Annotated in this window: 10 protein-coding genes; 6 read left to right on the top strand and 4 right to left on the bottom strand. The window is 72.9% G+C overall.

The window, feature by feature from the left end:
- The first annotated feature begins 136 nt into the window (after positions 1 to 136).
- The 5 genes from B072_RS0140570 (at position 137) to B072_RS0140550 (ending at position 4,848) form a co-directional block, all read left to right on the top strand.
- Positions 137 to 1,861: a PP2C family protein-serine/threonine phosphatase gene (locus tag B072_RS0140570; protein WP_234019024.1), complete on the top strand. Its 1,725-nt coding sequence runs from the start codon at positions 137 to 139 to the stop codon at positions 1,859 to 1,861.
- A gap of 248 nt (positions 1,862 to 2,109) precedes the next feature.
- Entirely contained in the window at positions 2,110 to 2,409 is a 300-nt protein-coding gene (locus B072_RS0140565; protein WP_018535737.1) for a WXG100 family type VII secretion target, read from the top strand.
- Between the two features lie 73 nt (positions 2,410 to 2,482).
- The gene (locus tag B072_RS0140560; protein ID WP_018535736.1) at positions 2,483 to 2,788 is read left to right on the top strand and encodes a hypothetical protein; all 306 of its coding nucleotides are present in this window, start codon (positions 2,483 to 2,485) and stop codon (positions 2,786 to 2,788) included.
- Positions 2,789 to 2,822: 34 nt separating this feature from the next.
- Positions 2,823 to 3,509, top strand: a complete 687-nt coding sequence (locus B072_RS0140555) for a hypothetical protein (protein WP_018535735.1) — start codon at positions 2,823 to 2,825, stop codon at positions 3,507 to 3,509.
- 10 nt (positions 3,510 to 3,519) lie between these two features.
- Positions 3,520 to 4,848 carry a putative T7SS-secreted protein gene (locus B072_RS0140550; protein WP_018535734.1) on the top strand — a complete coding sequence of 443 codons (1,329 nt, stop codon included), beginning with the start codon at positions 3,520 to 3,522 and terminating at the stop codon, positions 4,846 to 4,848.
- A 76-nt stretch (positions 4,849 to 4,924) separates the two neighbouring features.
- Here B072_RS0140550 and B072_RS0140545 read toward each other — a convergent pair whose 3' ends face one another.
- On the bottom strand, positions 4,925 to 9,301 hold the full coding sequence (locus B072_RS0140545) for an FtsK/SpoIIIE domain-containing protein (RefSeq protein ID WP_086020462.1): 4,377 nt from the start codon (positions 9,299 to 9,301) through the stop codon (positions 4,925 to 4,927).
- A 240-nt stretch (positions 9,302 to 9,541) separates the two neighbouring features.
- On the opposite strand from B072_RS0140545, the gene B072_RS0140540 reads away from it, so the two are divergent.
- The gene (locus B072_RS0140540) at positions 9,542 to 10,495 is read left to right on the top strand and encodes a hypothetical protein (protein WP_018535732.1); all 954 of its coding nucleotides are present in this window, start codon (positions 9,542 to 9,544) and stop codon (positions 10,493 to 10,495) included.
- Here B072_RS0140540 and B072_RS0140535 read toward each other — a convergent pair.
- From B072_RS0140535 to B072_RS0140525, 3 genes are all read right to left on the bottom strand, one after another.
- A complete protein-coding gene (locus tag B072_RS0140535; RefSeq protein WP_018535731.1) occupies positions 10,490 to 11,083 on the bottom strand; it encodes a sigma-70 family RNA polymerase sigma factor in 594 nt (197 codons plus the stop codon). The genes B072_RS0140540 and B072_RS0140535 overlap by 6 nt on opposite strands.
- 152 nt (positions 11,084 to 11,235) lie before the next feature.
- Positions 11,236 to 12,006, bottom strand: a complete 771-nt coding sequence (locus B072_RS0140530) for a LamG domain-containing protein (protein ID WP_018535730.1) — start codon at positions 12,004 to 12,006, stop codon at positions 11,236 to 11,238.
- A 244-nt stretch (positions 12,007 to 12,250) separates the two neighbouring features.
- The gene (locus B072_RS0140525) at positions 12,251 to 15,265 is read right to left on the bottom strand and encodes a hypothetical protein (RefSeq protein ID WP_158689299.1); all 3,015 of its coding nucleotides are present in this window, start codon (positions 15,263 to 15,265) and stop codon (positions 12,251 to 12,253) included.
- Positions 15,266 to 15,271: the final 6 nt, after the last annotated feature.

The raw sequence follows: 15,271 nt of genomic DNA, 5'->3' as shown, positions 1-15,271 counted from the left end.
GCCGCGCCGCGGCGCACGGAAAGTTGCCGGACCGGCAACCCGGCGGCGGGTTCACCGACTGGCAGCGCCGCCTCGCCGCCTCGATGCTGTTCCTGCACGGTCGGCACGCCCCGCACCGAGAAGGCCCGATATGCCCATGGACGAGCGCCCCCCGACGGGCGGCGCGCGCTCTCGCCTGGAGTTGCAGGCGATCCACGAACTGCTGGAGGCCCAGCGCCGCCGGGTCACCACGTACGCGGAACTCCATGAGCTCTACCGGCCCGTTCCCGGCACGTCCCCCACGCCGTCCCCCACCCCCGCGGGGCCCTCGCCCTCCGGCCAGGAAGTGCTCGACGCCCTTCCGATGGGGGCGCTGCTGCTGACGCTCGTCCACGGTGACGACGGGGAGATCCAGGACATCCTCTACGTGACCCAGAACGCCATGGCGCTCTCCTACTCCGCCACCCGAATGCCGCAGGGCGCGGTGCCGCGCTGGACCGGTCCCGTATCGCTCTACGAACGCTTTCCCGCCCTGTCCCGCACGGCGGTCCCCGGCATGCTGACCCGCGCGTTCCACGAGGGCACTCCGCAGGGGCCCGAGATGGTGGAGTGGCTCACGCAGACGCCGTCGGGGCCGGTGCGGATCAACGACGAGGTCCGGGTCGCGCCCTGCGGTGACCACTTCCTGCTGACCTGGCAGCGCGGAAACCGGCTCCGCATGGCGGCCGCCGCCCAGCAACTGGTGCGTACCTGCTGGGCGGAGTGGAATCTCGGCGACGACGGGGTCGAGGCGTCCCGCGGCTTCCGTCAGGTGCTCGGCCTCGCCGACGACACGATGGTGCCCGGCCTGTACGACCTGGCCGGCGCGGCGATGCCCGACAGCCTGCCCGCGCTGTACCAGACCCTCTACGACGTCATCCTGCGCAAGCACACCGCCGAGTGCGAACTGCACCTTCGGGGCACCGGCGGGCGGGTCTTCCGCATGGTCGCCGAACCGGTGCGCATCGCTCCCGGCAGCCTGGTGTGGGCGCTGCGGGCCGTCCTCATCGACGTCACCACGGACCTGCGGCGCCGCGAGGCGGCGAAGCGTGCGGAGCGCGCGGCGCGCCGCGAGCACGAGCGCGCCGAGGCCGTCGCGGAGGTCGCCGACGTCCTGCGCGAAGCGGTGCTGCCGCACTTCCAGGACGAGCTCACCCCCTACGGTCTGGAGGCGGCGGCCGTCTACCGGCCCGACGCGCGGGACGCCGGAGTGGGCGGTGACTGGTACAAGGCCCGCAAGCTGCCCGACGGCAAGCTGCTCATCGCGCTGGGCGACGCCCGGGGACACGGTCTCGAAGCGGCGACCCTGATGGCCAAACTGCGGTACGCGCTCGCGGGGCTCGGCTACACCGAGGAGCCCGTCGAGCGGCTGACGCGCTGGCTCAACGAGGTGGCCTGCGCCGACGGCAACGAGTCCACCGCCACCGCGATCATCGCCCGCTACCACCCGGAGACCGCGCAGCTGCGCTGGACCTGCGCCGGGCATCCGCGTCCCGTGCTGGTGCGTGACGGCCGCGCCGTCCCGCTGTCGACGTCCGACGGGTGCGCCGACCTTCCGCTGGGCGTCGTGCCCGGGGAGTCCTACACCGCCACCACCACGGCGCTGCGGCTGGGCGACATCGTCCTGATGTACTCCGACGGCCTCACCGAACGCCGGGCGGGCGACCCCGACCAGGACACGCGCCGCTTCCTCGCCGCGGCGCAGGAGTGCCTCGGGGAAGCCGGTCCCGGGGCCGGTCACCCCGCGCTCCGGGACTACGCGGAGCGGCTCGTGGCCCACCTCGACGGTCCGCACCGCACCGACGACGCGACTCTCCTCGCCCTGCGCCGCATCAGTACGTAGGGCCCGTCACCTCTTCGTCCTCACCGCCCCTCTGCAGCCCTCGGCTCTTCCGCCCTTCACGACACTTCGGCCCGCGCACTCGGGCCGGTGCCGGAGAGACTGGCCTGTTCACGGGCCTGATCACGGCGCCGCCCGCTCCTTTCGTCACCGTTCCGCAACAGGCGTGAACCGCCTCACCGTGTGCCCCGTAGAGCCCGGTGTGCGCGGATCACTGACCGCGGCGACTCGAGACGAGAGAAGGAAGCGACATGGCCGGCGGCAACATCAGGATCAGCCCGGACGAGATGCGGGAGGCGTCGACCTGGCTGCAGAACCAGAAGGAACTGATGCAGCAGAGCCTGCACGAGGCCAACACCAAGATGGACGAGATGGTCGAGGCGGCCTACGCGACGCCGGGCTCCGAGAGCAAGTTCCGGCCGTTCTGGGAGGAGTACAAGAACGGCACCGAGAAGGCGATCGAGGGGCTGCAGGGCGTCAGCGAGTTCATCAAGCAGGTCGCCGACGCGTTCGTCGACACCGACGACCAGACGTCCGGCTCCATCGGCTGACGTGCGCTCGTGGCCGGCTCCGCCCTCCGCGTGAGGGCGGAGCCGGACGTCCGGAGCAGGAAAGGAGACACCGATGGGGCGCATCAGCGTGCCCGTGCAGGATCTGAAGGAGACCTCCCAGGAGCTCCAGAACATCGCGGACCTGATCGGAGACAGCGCGACCCTGTACCACGCCGCGGGTGACGTGAAGCCGTTCAAGCCCTTTGTCGGCGACTCCAAGCTCGCGGACGCGCTCGACGGCTTCGACAAGGCGTGGGTGGCGGGTCTCGAGAAGGTCTCCGACAACGTGAAGGTGTTCAAGGAGAACACGGACAAGATCTCCGAGAACTTCACGAAGACGGACGACGAGAGCGGCAAGGCCCTGGAGAAGGACGCGTGACGAACGACGGCGGCGTGCGGAAGGAAATCGCGTCATGACGCAACAGGCCATGGAGCGGCCCCCCGGCGCGCCGGCGGGCTACCGGCTGAAGTTCCCCGGTTCGTGGTGGCATCTCGACCTGGACCCGAGCACCCGGGACGCCTCGATCCGCCGCAAGATCGAGGACCAGGTGAAGAACGCCCCGCTCTCCCGCGAGCGGGTGGACGACCTGATCCGCGACACCCGGCGCACGGCCCGCGACGCGTACGCGCAGGGCGCGCTGCAGGCGGCGGGGATGCTCAGGGTCCTCAACACCGGCGACGGCGCGCTGGTGCTCAGCGCCACGACGATCGTGCTGCGGGTGTCCGTGCCCGAGGAACAGTCGGAGGACCTGGCCGAACTGATCGTCGCGGCCGCCCTGCAGGTCGGCGCCGACGCGGAGGGCACCGGACTCCCCGTGGGCGAGGTGGAGATGGTGGACCTGCCCCAGGTGGGCCCGGTCGGGCGGATCACCAGGATCGAGGAAGTGGAGACCAAGGGGAAGCGGATCCCCACGGTGATGCGGCACGTCCTGATCCCGGTGCCGAACAGCCGGGAGTACCTGGTGCTCGCCAACTCGACCACCAACGTGCACCTGGCGGAGCAGTTCCACGACGTCTTCGACGCGATCGCCGAGTCGTTCCGGTTCGACGACCTGACCGGGCCCACGCAGTCTCCGAGCACAGAACACAAGGGAAAGTGAGGTCGCGACCATGGTGCGGCCGGCGGTATCCGAATGGGAGTCGGTCTTCGGATTCTCCGACGACCCGACTCCGGGCGACGCGGACATACTGGAGAAGCTCGCGAACAGCTACCGTTCCGTGGCCAACAACGCGGGCGACGCCCTCCCTCTCGTGTCCCAGCTGGAGAACCAGCAGGTGGGCGAGGGCAAGTCCATGGAGAAGCTGCGGGACAAGCTCGGCGATCTGGCCAACCAGGTGCGCAAACTGCACAGTTCGTACGACCAGGCGGCCGGCGCGCTGAAGACGTACGTGCACGTCCTGCACGACACGCAGAAGAAGGCCGACGACGCGCTCGAGGACGGGCGGAAGGCCAAGGACCGGCTGGACGCGGCCACCGAGGTGGTCCGCGCGGCCGGGGCCGACATCAGCCGTCTCGACGGGGCCATGCCCCCGCCGGACGAGCACGAGGCGCGACAGAGCGCGAAGCGCGCCCTGGACGAGGCCACGAACAAGCGGTCCACGGCGCAGGGCAAGGCCGATGCGGCCCAGGACGATCTCGACGCCGCCCGGCTGCTCGCGGAGGACGCGCGCGAGGTGCGCGAGGACGCCGCCGGCGTGGCGGCGCGGGCGCTGGACGACGCGCGGGACGAGGCGGTCCCGGGCAAGAGCATCTGGGAGAAGATCCGCGACACTCTCGGCTTCGTCTTCGGCATCATCGGCGGCGTCCTGGGCATCCTGGCCATGCTGATCCCCGGGCTTCAGGGCCTCGGACTCGCCCTGACGATCGGCAGCTTCGTGTTCAGCGGGGCGGCGTTCGGGATCAGCATCGCCAAGAGCATCGAGACGGGCGAGTGGGATCCGCTCGACATGGTCCTCAACATCATCGGCCTCGGTCTCGGCGCGGGCGCGATCTTCAAGGCAGGCGCCAAGATCGGCACGCTGCTCAAGGGAATTCCGGGTGAGTTCAAGGAAATCCCAGGGGCCTTCAAGAGCATCCCCACGAACATCGGCAAATCCCTCAACTCCTTCAAGGACCTCCCCGGTGAGATCGGTGAGGCCCTGAAGGGGATCGGGTCCAAGATCGACGATCTGAAGTGGCTCGGGCAGGTGCCGAAGAACCCGATGGGGGCGCTGAGCGGTGCTCTGGGCAAGACCATCACGGCCTTCCTCGACTTCAAGAACCTGCCCATCAAGATGCCGCCCATCGCCCCGATGCTGGGGATCATCGGCGCCTGGTCCCGTACGGAGGTGGCCGGCTTCTTCCTCGGAGTGGCGGGCTTCATCTACGGTCCGGCGGCCAACGCGGACCACAAGGTCCCGCCTGCGCACGACGGCAGCTATCTCCCCGGGACGACCTGACCGGGACACGCTCCGCACACGGGAGGGCTCCCGCCGAATTCTTCGGCGGGAGCCCTCAACTCTTCTGTGCGTACGGTCAGTTCCCGGCCGCCGGGAGCACCGTCTCCGGGACCTGGACGGTGCGCAGCACGCCGTCGCCCAGGTGCAGGATCGCCCGCCCCGGGCTGGTCGCGCCCAGGCGGCTGCGCGGCACCTTGACGCCGATCAGCTCGCCGTCGCTCATGTTCTGCGGCTTCAGGAGCAGACCGCACCGGTTGCGGCGGGCCTCGGTGTGCCAGCCGGAGAAGCCGGAGGAGAGCCGGTCGGTCTGTCCTGCGATCACCAGTCCCCGGCCGGTCTCCGTGCCGGACTTGGCGATCTGGGTGAGGACGGACTCGGCCTTCGTCTTCAGCAGCAGGTCGGCGTCGTCCAGGATCACCACGGCCCCCTGCGGCGCGGCCGCCAGCGCCTCCTCCAGCGCGGTGGGGTCGATGTCGGAGTCGTCGAAGACCGCGAGCACCCCGGGCCGTCCGGCGAGCTGCCGCAGCGGCGACCGTGCGGGCGCGCCGACGACGATCGGCGTGCGGGTCGACAGGAGCGACAGGGCCAGCGTCGCCAGGACGGTGCTGCGTCCCGACCGGGCGGGTCCGGCGACGAGGAAGGTCGGCGTGATCGCGAAGTCGGGCCCGTATGCGGCGAGTTCGTCGCCGCCGACCCCGGACAGGGCCCAGCGCGGCGACGGCAGCGGCCGCGGCACGTACCGGGTCGCGTCCTCCCAGGTGAGCCGGTCCGGCAGGGTGTCGACACGGAACGGCCGTACGGCTTGCGGCAGTTGACCCGCGCGCTCGCGGCACCGCTCGGCGATCCGGTGCAGCGCGGCGGCCTGCGCCTGGCCCTCCGGGTTCGCCGTGAGGAGCGCGATCTGCACCTCCGCCTTGTCGGCGCCGCGGAACGCGCGGCCCGGCGGGATCTCGTCGGGCACGTTGCGCTGGGTGATGCCGATCGCGCCGTACTCGGACTTCTCGTTCAGCTTGAGTACGAGCTTGTCCTCGGTGGTGCCGGCGACCCGGCTGGAGAACAGCGCCCGGTCACCGGTCATGATCAGGTGGATGCCGACGCTCGCGCCGTCCCGCAGCAGCGTCATCACGGCGTTCAGCAGGTTCCCGGAGTCGTACTCGCCGAGCTGCTTGTCGAAGACCTCCCAGCGGTCGACGAACACGACGATGTGCGGCGGGCGTTCGCCCTCCGGCAGGGCGCGGCGCAGCTCCGGCAGGTCGGCGCTGCCGCGGGTGGCGAGCATCTCCTGACGTCGCGTCAGTTCCTTGGTGAGGCGGGCAAGCAGCCGGGCCACCCGGTCGGGCTGGGTGCGCTGGGTGATGGCCCCGCAGTGCGGCAGGCCCTCGATGGGCAGCAGCGCGCCGTTGCCGCAGTCGATGCCGTACATGTGCAGCTGGTGCGGGGCGTGGGCGGAGGCGAGGGCGCCGGCGATGGTGCGCAGCGTCTGCGACCTGCCCTGCCGGGGCGAGCCGACGATGTGCAGGTGGCCGAGGGTCGCCGGGTCGATCAGCAGGGGCAGCCGGGCCTGTTGGGCGGGCAGGTCCACCACGCCGTACGCCACGGGCGCGAGGTCGTAGTCCGTGGGCGAGGGCTGCGGGAGGTCGCCGGTGACCAGGATCTCGGGCAGCGGCGGGAGCCAGGGGCTGTGCTGCGCGGGGATGCCCATCTCCCGTTCCGCCGCGCGGATCGCGGCGACGAGGCCGGTGAGGTCGGTCTCCACCTCGGCGGGCGCGGCGGCGGCGCGGGGCCGTTCCGGGAGCGGTTCGCCGAGTCGTTCCCAGCCGACCGGCACCGCCCAGGGGGCCGGCAGCGAGGTGGCGGCGGCGCCGGGGCGGCGGCCTCCGACGCGCCCGGACTGGAAGGGCACGAGGGAGTTCTGGCCGAGGCGCACGTAGGCCCGGCCCGGGGTTCCCTGCGAAATCCCGGCGGCCTCCGGGGAGTTGAGGACGTCCTGGCTCTCCCCCGCGTCGGTGACCCGCAGCGCGATGCGCAGGTTGGTGTTGGCGCGGATCTCCGAGGAGACGACACCGCTGGGGCGCTGCGTCGCCAGGATCAGGTGGATGCCGAGGCTGCGGCCCCGCTGGGCGATGTTGACCAGGCCCTTCACGAAGTCCGGCAGGTCGCGCACCATCGAGGCGAACTCGTCGATGACGATGAGGAGTCGGGGCATCGGCGCGCGGCCGGCCCTCGGTTCACGCTCCAGGAGATCGACGTAGTCCTCGATGTCCTTGGCTCCGGCGGCGGCGAGGATGTGCTCGCGCCGGGTGAGTTCGGCCGTGAGCGACACGAGGGCCCGCTCGACGAGGTGGGCGTCGAGGTCGGTGACCATGCCGACGGTGTGCGGCAGGTCCACGCAGTCCTTGAACGCGGAGCCGCCCTTGTAGTCGACGAGGACGAACGTCATCGCGTCCGGGCGGTTGGCCACCGCGAGCGAGGCGACGAGCGTCTGGAGGAGTTCGGACTTGCCGGAGCCGGTGGTGCCGGCGACGAGGCCGTGCGGGCCGTCGCGCTTGAGGTCCAGGTAGAACGGGCCGTCCAGGGAGACGCCGACGGCCGCCCGGGTCGAGCGGCCCCCGGCGGTCCAGCGGGTCCGGATCGCGTCGGCCCGCGGCGGGTCGAGGGAGAGGACGTCGAGCAGGCGCGCGGCGCCGGGCAGCACGGCGGCCTCCTCGTCGTCCCCGTCCGGGTCGCGCAGCCGGCCCATCGCGCGGGCCAGCGAGCGGCACCAGTCCACGGACACCGCGTCGGGCCTGATGCCCCCGACGGTGCCGCGGCCGGAGCGGCCCACCCGGACGGTGCCGCCGGGCTCCTCGGCGACGACGGCGTGGCACTCCTCGGGCAGCAGCCGCTCCTCGGAGTCCAGGCAGACCGCGCGGACGCCGACGGCGGGGCCTTCGCGCAGGATCTGCGCCACGCCGGGCAGCGAGCGCAGCCTGCGGGCCCCGTCGAGGACGACGAGCACGTCGGGCCCCGCGGGTCCGCCGCGCCGGTCCTGTCCGGCGCGTTCGGCGATCAGTGCGGTGAGCTCGGCGACGCGGCGGGCGCAGGTCTCCGTGCCGTAGCCGATGCTGGCCGGGGTGTCGCCGGACTTCTTGCGCACATGCGGCAGCCAGCGCAGCCAGGACCAGCCGTCCCGGCCGCGTTCGCCGGTCGTCAGGAGGTGGATCTGGAGGTCGCGCGGACTGTGCAGGACGGCGGCCTGGGCGATCACCCAGCGCGCCACCGCCCGCGCGGCCGGCCCTTCGCCCGCGATGCCCAGGACGTCGTGCTCGCGCAGCGGAACGGTCACCGGGACGTCGTACGCGGTCCTGGCGTCCTCGCGGCGGTGCTCGTCCTTCGTCGGGTCCTGGAGGACCACGGCGGACGCCAGGTCGGCGGTGCCGATGCGCAGTTCGAGGAAGTCGGCGTCGGAGGTACGGCGCTCCCACAGGCGGCGCCGGGGGCCGACGGCGGTCAGCACGACCTCGGCCGGGTCCGGGAAGCCGCGGCGCCGGGCGGTGCGCTCCGCCGCCAGGGCCTGGGCCGCGTCGCCCTCGATGCGCGCCTTCTTCTCCTCGTACGCGGCGACGCTGTCGGAGTGGGACTGGCGGCCGGTGCGCCGGTTCATCACGTAGTTGCCGACGATCGCGACCGGGGAGAGCAGCCCGAACAGCAGCATCGACATGCGGTCGAAGATCAGCGCCCCGGCTCCGGCCATCACCAGCGGGACCAGCGCGGTGATCCACGGAAGCGGCCGGGCGGCGGGCGCGGCGGGCGGTGAGGGCAGGGTGAAGCGGGTGGCGGCCTGGGCCGGGCTCAGCCGCGGCGGCCGGTTGTAGTCCCAGCCGGTGCCGTCCTCCGACGGCTGCAGGGCCGCGTCCGGCTTCTGCGGGAGCGCGAGTTCGAGCAGGCAGTCGCCTACGAGGAGCTGCGCGCCGACCGTCCAGGGGGTGGGCTCGGTGAGGTCCTCGCGGTCCAGTTGCGGGACTGTGCCGTCGGGGCCGTCGGGCGCGATGCGGCAGCGGCCGCCCGGGCCCACCGTCAGGAGGGCGATGGGACGGTCCGGCACGGCGCGCAGCACCTGGGCGCTGCCGTCGTGGGCCAGGCCGATCCGGTACTCGCCGATGTCGAGCCGGTGCACGGTGCCCGCGCCGATCCCGCCGACCGTGCGGAGCTCCACCAGGCCGTCCGGCTCCACCGACGCGGTGCCCGCCGGGCGGCCGAGGCCGACGACGGCCGCGTGGTGCAGGGGCGCGTCCCGCAGCCGCAGGTCGACGGGCAGCAGCCGGTCGTCCGCGTACAGGCCGAGGCCCTCCGGGGGCCAGGGGACGCCTCCCGCCCGGCCCAGCGCCTGAGCGACAGCGCTCACGGGCGTGTCCGGGTCGGCGTCGAGGTGGACGTCGAACGCGTCACCACCCGCCTCGACCACGGTCAACATCAACGACACGAGTACGTCCTCCAGCCGGCGTGAATCGGGGGCAGGAAAGCCACATGGGCGGCTCCCCTGCCACTGCCGGGACCTACGGCGCCCGTCCGCGGATGGTTCACCCACGTGCCCGGTGAACCATCCGCGGACGGGCGCCGTAGTGGCCATCGGGTGCACGGCGCAGCGACCGTGTCACCTCGCTGCCGACCGCCCCGGCTCCGCCGCCGGGGCGTTGTGACAAGGAGTCAGAAGATGATCTGGTACGTCCTGGCCGTGGTGCTGGGGCTGGCGCTGATCGGTGCGATCGCCGCGCTGATCGTCACCGAGCGACGGCGGCCCCGCCCGCCGAAGCCCGTCGCCGCCTCGGCCGCCGTCGTGGGCCGGGAGGCGCTGGACGTGATCGACGCGGGCCTGCGGCGGCTGACGGGCGAGTGTCTGCGCTCGGGCCGGTCGCTGCCCGACGTGTACGCCGTCGTCTACTCCGAGGAGCGCCTCGGGCTGCTGCTGGCCGGGGCCGAGGAGACCGCCCCCGCGCCCTGGACCGCCGAGGCGGACGGCGAGCGGTGGACGATCTCGCCCGACGATCTGCACCGCCCGGGGCCCGACGGCCAGCCGGCCCTGCCGTACTCGCTGACGGTGACGGTGGGCACGGACGGCCCCGACCGGGTCCTGGTCGACCTCTCCCGGGCGGCGGGGCCCGTCTCGGTGGCGGGTCCGGACGACGAGGTGCGCGGCCTGGCGCGGGCCGTCGTCGCCGAGGCGCTCGGCGGCCCGGTGGGGGCGCTCGTCGAGGTCACCCTGGTGGGATCCCTGAGCGGCGGCGGGCTGCTGTCCGGGAACGAGGCGCCGACCTCGCGGCTGCATCACGCGGCCAGCCTGGACGAGGCGTTCGCCCTGGCTACGTCGGCGGGCGCGGGCGCGCCGGAGCCCGGATCGCCCGACGTCACCCAGGTCTTCCGGCTGATCGAGGGCAGCAGCCGGATCGCCGTGCAGGGCGAGGCACCTCATCTGTTCGTCGTGGACGCCACCCAGCTCCCGCGCCGGGAAGGGGCCCTGGCCGGGATGCGGCGCGGGGACGCGCTGCTGGTGCTCGGCGAGGCACCCACGGGGTGGCGCTGGCGGATCGGTGCGGACGGAACGCTCGACACCGGGCCGCTCGGTCTGGAGGTCACCCGGCACGCGGGGCGGCCGGCAGCGGCGTCATGATGCCTCGCGGTCCGCTCCGTCCACGCCGTTCGCGTACAGCCCGCGGTTGTGCAGTGCCTCGCGCATGGCGCGGGCGGCGTAGTACGTACGGGACTTGACCGTGCCCGGCGGCACACCGAGGACCTTGGCGGTCTGGTTGACGCTGCGTCCCAGGTAGTGCACGTGCAGCAGCACCTCGCGCTGGGCCGGCCGCAGGTCCCGCAGCGCCTCGACGAGGACCTGGGAGGTGAGGATGTGGTCGACGCCGTCGGACACCGGCAGGTGGGCGAGCTCGGGGTCGCCGGTCTCCGGTGGCCGGGCCTGGCGGGCCCGGTGTCCGTCGATGACGAGATTGCGCAGCGCGGTGAAGAGCCAGGGCCGCGCCGCGTCCGTGGTCGGATCGAGCTCCCCGGCGTGCCGCCAGGCGCGGATGGCGACCTCCTGGAGGACGTCCTCGGCGCGGTGCCAGTCGCCCTCGAGACGTCGCACGGCGAACTGCAGGAGCGCGCTGCCGTGGAAATCGTAGAGCGCCCTCAGGAACTCGTCGGGTCGGGGCTCCGCGGCGTCGGGTCCCGGTATGGGGTCTTCGGTAGAAGTGCTGGCCGACAAGGCCTTTTCCTCTCCGGTCGTCTGTGGGGGAAGACGGATTCGGCCGGATGCGGGGAGCCGGCGGACGCCGTCGCCCGCGTCCGCGGTCTGCCGGGCACGCGTGTGGTGCCCGGCAGACCGCGGATGCGGGTGAACTCGTGCGTCGGCGCCGGTCAGCCCGGCTCGTGGGAGGAGAGCGTGCTCACCTCGCGGGACGACAACTCCCGGTCGTAGACGTGCACGTCGGCGATGTCGCCGTTCCAGAAGTCGGCGTCCCTGCCATGGAACCTGCCGCGTCCGACCACGACGGCGCCCGTGGGTTTCACGCTGCTGGAGGCCACCCTGGTGCCCGCGAGCCGACCATCCACGTAGATGTGCATCCGGTGGTTCTTCTGACTGTACGTGCCGGTCAGGTGGTACCAGCGGCCGGGCTGCGGCGCCTGCGACGTCTCCGCGACCGTACGGGCGCCGGTGAAACTGAACGCGAAGTTTCCGTCTCCGCCGGAGTACTGCAGGTAGAACGCGCTGTGCTGGTCACCGTCCTCGGACAGGGCGGTGTGTATGCCCTTCATGCCCTGCGAGCCGAGGCGCACCCGCGCGGCGACCGAGTAGTCCTTGCCCGTGGTGTCGAGCCGGGTGTTGGTGCTCGCGTACCCCTGGCTGCCGTCCAGCCGCAGGGCGCCGCCCTCGGGGCCCTCGGTCCACCGCGTGCCGCCGCTGACGACGGCGTCGTGCTCACCGGCCTTGGCCGTGCCGGACCGGTGCAGGGGCCACCAGCCGAGTCCCTGCAGCGACGTGTCACGGGCGGCCGGGCTCGACGCGGCGGGCTTCGCCTCGGCCTTGTCGTCCCCCGAGTCCTCGCCGCGCACGAGGTGGACGACGACGAAGGCCAGCGCGACGGTCAATACGGCGATCGTGGTGATGAGCGGCCATCTGCGCGTCATGAATTTCCTCAGGGGTGCGGCATACATGTGTCACTACTGATCACGAGTTCCAGCCGCAAACGGTTCACCCTGCACGCACCTTGTGATCCCCCTGTGAGACAGCCCACTTGAGGGGCGCCCGGCGGTGCACACACCCGCCGGACACCCCCACCGGTCGTTCACAATTATTCACGCGACGGTCACCCGAGCCGGGTCTCGGCCACCTCCTCGGCGCGCTCCGGGTCGCCTTCCCCGTTCCCGGGGCTCAGGCCGCCCGACCGTGCCGTCGCCGGATCGCCACGAGGCCCACCCCTGCGGCGACGACCGGCACCGCCGCGCAGGTCACCGTCCGTGGTACCGCCGCGGGGATGCCCAGGTACTCGACGATGCCCAGGATCCGGTGCAACCCCCACGGGAGCAGCGCCAGTTGGTCGTTCCAGGTGCTCAACGACGTCTCCGCGCCGACCGTCCAGGCGACCGCGCCGCCCACCGCGAGCGGGACGCCCACGGCCGCCGCGACCCAGCCGGTGGCCCGCCGTCGGCGATGGCCGTGGCCGTGGCGCAGGGCCCACCAGGCCGCCGCGAACACCCACAGGAGGAGCGCCCAGGCCACGGTGACGTACGCGAATCTGCCGTACGTGGACGTCCAGAAACCGGACCAGTAGTCCCCGGGGCCGCGCACCGCCAGGACCGCGAGCAAAGGCAGGGTGCGCAGCAGCGCCGCTCCGCCGACCGCCGCCGCGAGCCGGTGGCCGGAGCGGCCCGTCGCGCAGCGCAGGACGCCCGCGAACAGCAGCCAGGCGCCGAGGGTCAGCGCCAGGTGGAGCGGGGCGAGGAACCAGGTGTGCACGGCGCGGCTCGCCACCAGGGCCACGGCGGGCAGCAGCCACACCACGGCGCGGTCGGCGCGGCCCGGCGGGTCGGGGAGCGCGTGGACCCGCCAGGGTCGCGCCGCCCCGGTCAGCAGCGCCCGTACTCCGGCGGCTCCGGGCAGGCCGCGCGCGGTCAGGGCGGTCACGGTGAGCGCCAGGAGTGCGAGCAGGAGTGCGCGTGCCCACCAGGCCATCGCCGGGTCCCGGTCGGCACGCCGCAGGCCGAGGTCGGCGGCGGTGAAGTTGTAGGCGGGGAGATCGAGTTGGTGCCCGTAGCGGTGTTCGTGGGCTGCCGCCGCCGCGCGGTAACGGCGTTCGGCCGCCCTCCAGTGGGTGGCCGCCCGCGCCGAGCCGGTGTCGAGCCAGTTCTGGTGCCAGAGGACAGTGGCCCGGTACTCACCGAGGACCGTGTACAGGTCCGTCTGGTAGGCGAGTGCCGCCGAGAACCGCTTGCGCAGGTCCGGGTCGCGCCAGGTGTCCGGTGCGGTGGAGTCCAGCAACTGCTGCTGACGGCGGGCGACTTGCAGGGCCTGGCGGCCTTCGGCGAGCGCCTCGGGCAGGTGGGTGCGGGCGGCGGCGTAGATGCTGGAGAGCGCGGCGCTGTCGCCGGTCGCGATGTCCCACTCGAAGATCCACATCATGGGCGGGGGTTCGAGGCCGAGCGCCTTGGCGGAGGTGTCGGCGTACGGGCCGATGTAGAGGCCCTTGGTGATGGCCTCGCGGGACAGGGCCAGGACGCGGGCGATGGCGGAGACGGTCGCCGGGTCGGTGGAGAACGTGCGACGGATCCATGCCGCACGCGCCGCCGCCACGTCGGTGTCGGGGTCCTGGGCGAGGCGGGCCGTCAGATGGACGTTGACGTCCCACAGCTGCCAGAAGCCGGTGCGCAGGTACAGGGAGCGCGGGCCCGCGTAGAGCGGCCCTCCGGTCTGCGTCCAGTTCCAGACGCCCTCGATGCGCGGGTTCGCCGCGAGGAACGTCTTCAGCGCCGTCTGTTCGAGCTCGCCCAGATCGTCGGGGAGCGCCCCCTGTCCCTCGAACTCGCGGCGCGACTGGAACTCCACGATGCGGCGCTGCGAGCCGCTCAACAGGGTGGGGTTCAGCGGCAGATGGGAGTAGAAGTCGCCCTGCGTGTACTTGGTCGAGACGATGAGGTGCGGGTCGTCGAACCCGCCGAGGACCGCCTTGTACGAGGCGGGGTTGGTGTGCAGGTCGCCGACCGCGCCCACCCCCACGCTCCAGGTGCGGAAGACGACGTCCCGGCCGCCGCCCGCGTCGAGCAGGGCCCGCAGCATCGCCCGTACCGACTTCACCGTGGTGACCTCGATCGCCGAGGTGTAGTCCCAGCCCGGCAGCCGGTACACGGATCCGCCCTCGCCGGTACGGATCATCACCCCGGACGCGAACGGCATCGCGTGGAACAGTTCGCGCAGTCCGGCCGCGTAGACCGACCACAGTTTCGGGTCCTCGGTGCGCAGTCCGCCGAACTCCCGCTCCAGGTAACGCCGCAGGGGCGGGGAGAGCGCGAGCATGTCGGTCTGGAAGTAGACGCGCAGGCCCGCCTCGTGCGCGTAACCCCACACCGGCGCGAACGCCTTCACCATGGCGCGGGCCCGGGCCACGTGGGCGTCGCCCGGCGGGTAGACGTCGTGTCCGTCGCCGACGCCGGAGAAGGTGACGTACTCCAGGAAGCCGGGCACCACGACGCCGTTGTAGCCGTCGGCGAGGGAGCGGCGCACGAGCGTGCGGAACTGTCCGGCGATCCCCGCCACCTTGCCGGTGTCGACCCACGGCGCCCTCGGCAGCAGCGCGGTGCCCACGACGTCGGAGTTCAGGGAGTAGTCCGTGCCGCCGGCGAACCGGTCCCGGTCCGCGTCCAGGCCCACCGCTCCGGTGTCGACCAGGCGCAGGCCGAGCTTCGGGGCGACGGTGCGGCCCCGGTCGGCGAGGACGTCCTCGCCGCCGCGGATCCGGTCGGCGAACCGGTACAGGCCCGCCGCGGCTCCCGCGGCGGACGCCGCGTCCAGGACGTAGCCCCGGCCCGCCGGGCGGGTGAGCCGGTACCGCTCGGCGGAACCGTGCCCTTTCAACGCGCCTATGCGTACGGCCAGTTCGCCCTTGGCAGCGGACCCGGTGCCGCCCGCCCGCACCGTCACCTCCGCCGCCCGGCCGCGCGCTTCGAGGGCCTCACCGACCGCCTGTGCGGCGAGCCGCAGCCGGGTTCCGGAGACTCCGGTGACCGTGCGCACGGCGGGTGCCGCGTGGACGGAGCCCGCCGCCCCGGCCGGTGCCGTACGGACACGCTCGGCCGGAACGGTCTTCGCCGAGAACGACAGGCCGAGGGCGCCGTCGAGCGCCCACGCCACCATCGCGCCGGACAGCAGCAGCACGAGCGCCGTCACGGCCACGGACAC

Source organism: Streptomyces sp. HmicA12 (assembly GCF_000373565.1).
Lineage (GTDB): Bacteria > Actinomycetota > Actinomycetes > Streptomycetales > Streptomycetaceae > Streptomyces.
The sequence above is the reverse complement of the archived record's forward strand: the minus strand, read 5'-3'. Positions and strand labels throughout refer to the sequence as shown.

Coding starts and splice junctions, on each gene's coding strand:
- B072_RS0140570 (WP_234019024.1), top strand. CDS start 137: ATGGACGAGCGCCCCCCGACGGGCGGCGCGCGCTCTCGCCTGGAGTTG.
- B072_RS0140565 (WP_018535737.1), top strand. CDS start 2,110: ATGGCCGGCGGCAACATCAGGATCAGCCCGGACGAGATGCGGGAGGCG.
- B072_RS0140550 (WP_018535734.1), top strand. CDS start 3,520: ATGGTGCGGCCGGCGGTATCCGAATGGGAGTCGGTCTTCGGATTCTCC.
- B072_RS0140555 (WP_018535735.1), top strand. CDS start 2,823: ATGACGCAACAGGCCATGGAGCGGCCCCCCGGCGCGCCGGCGGGCTAC.
- B072_RS0140540 (WP_018535732.1), top strand. CDS start 9,542: ATGATCTGGTACGTCCTGGCCGTGGTGCTGGGGCTGGCGCTGATCGGT.
- B072_RS0140530 (WP_018535730.1), bottom strand. CDS start 12,006: ATGACGCGCAGATGGCCGCTCATCACCACGATCGCCGTATTGACCGTC.
- B072_RS0140560 (WP_018535736.1), top strand. CDS start 2,483: ATGGGGCGCATCAGCGTGCCCGTGCAGGATCTGAAGGAGACCTCCCAG.
- B072_RS0140545 (WP_086020462.1), bottom strand. CDS start 9,301: ATGTTGACCGTGGTCGAGGCGGGTGGTGACGCGTTCGACGTCCACCTC.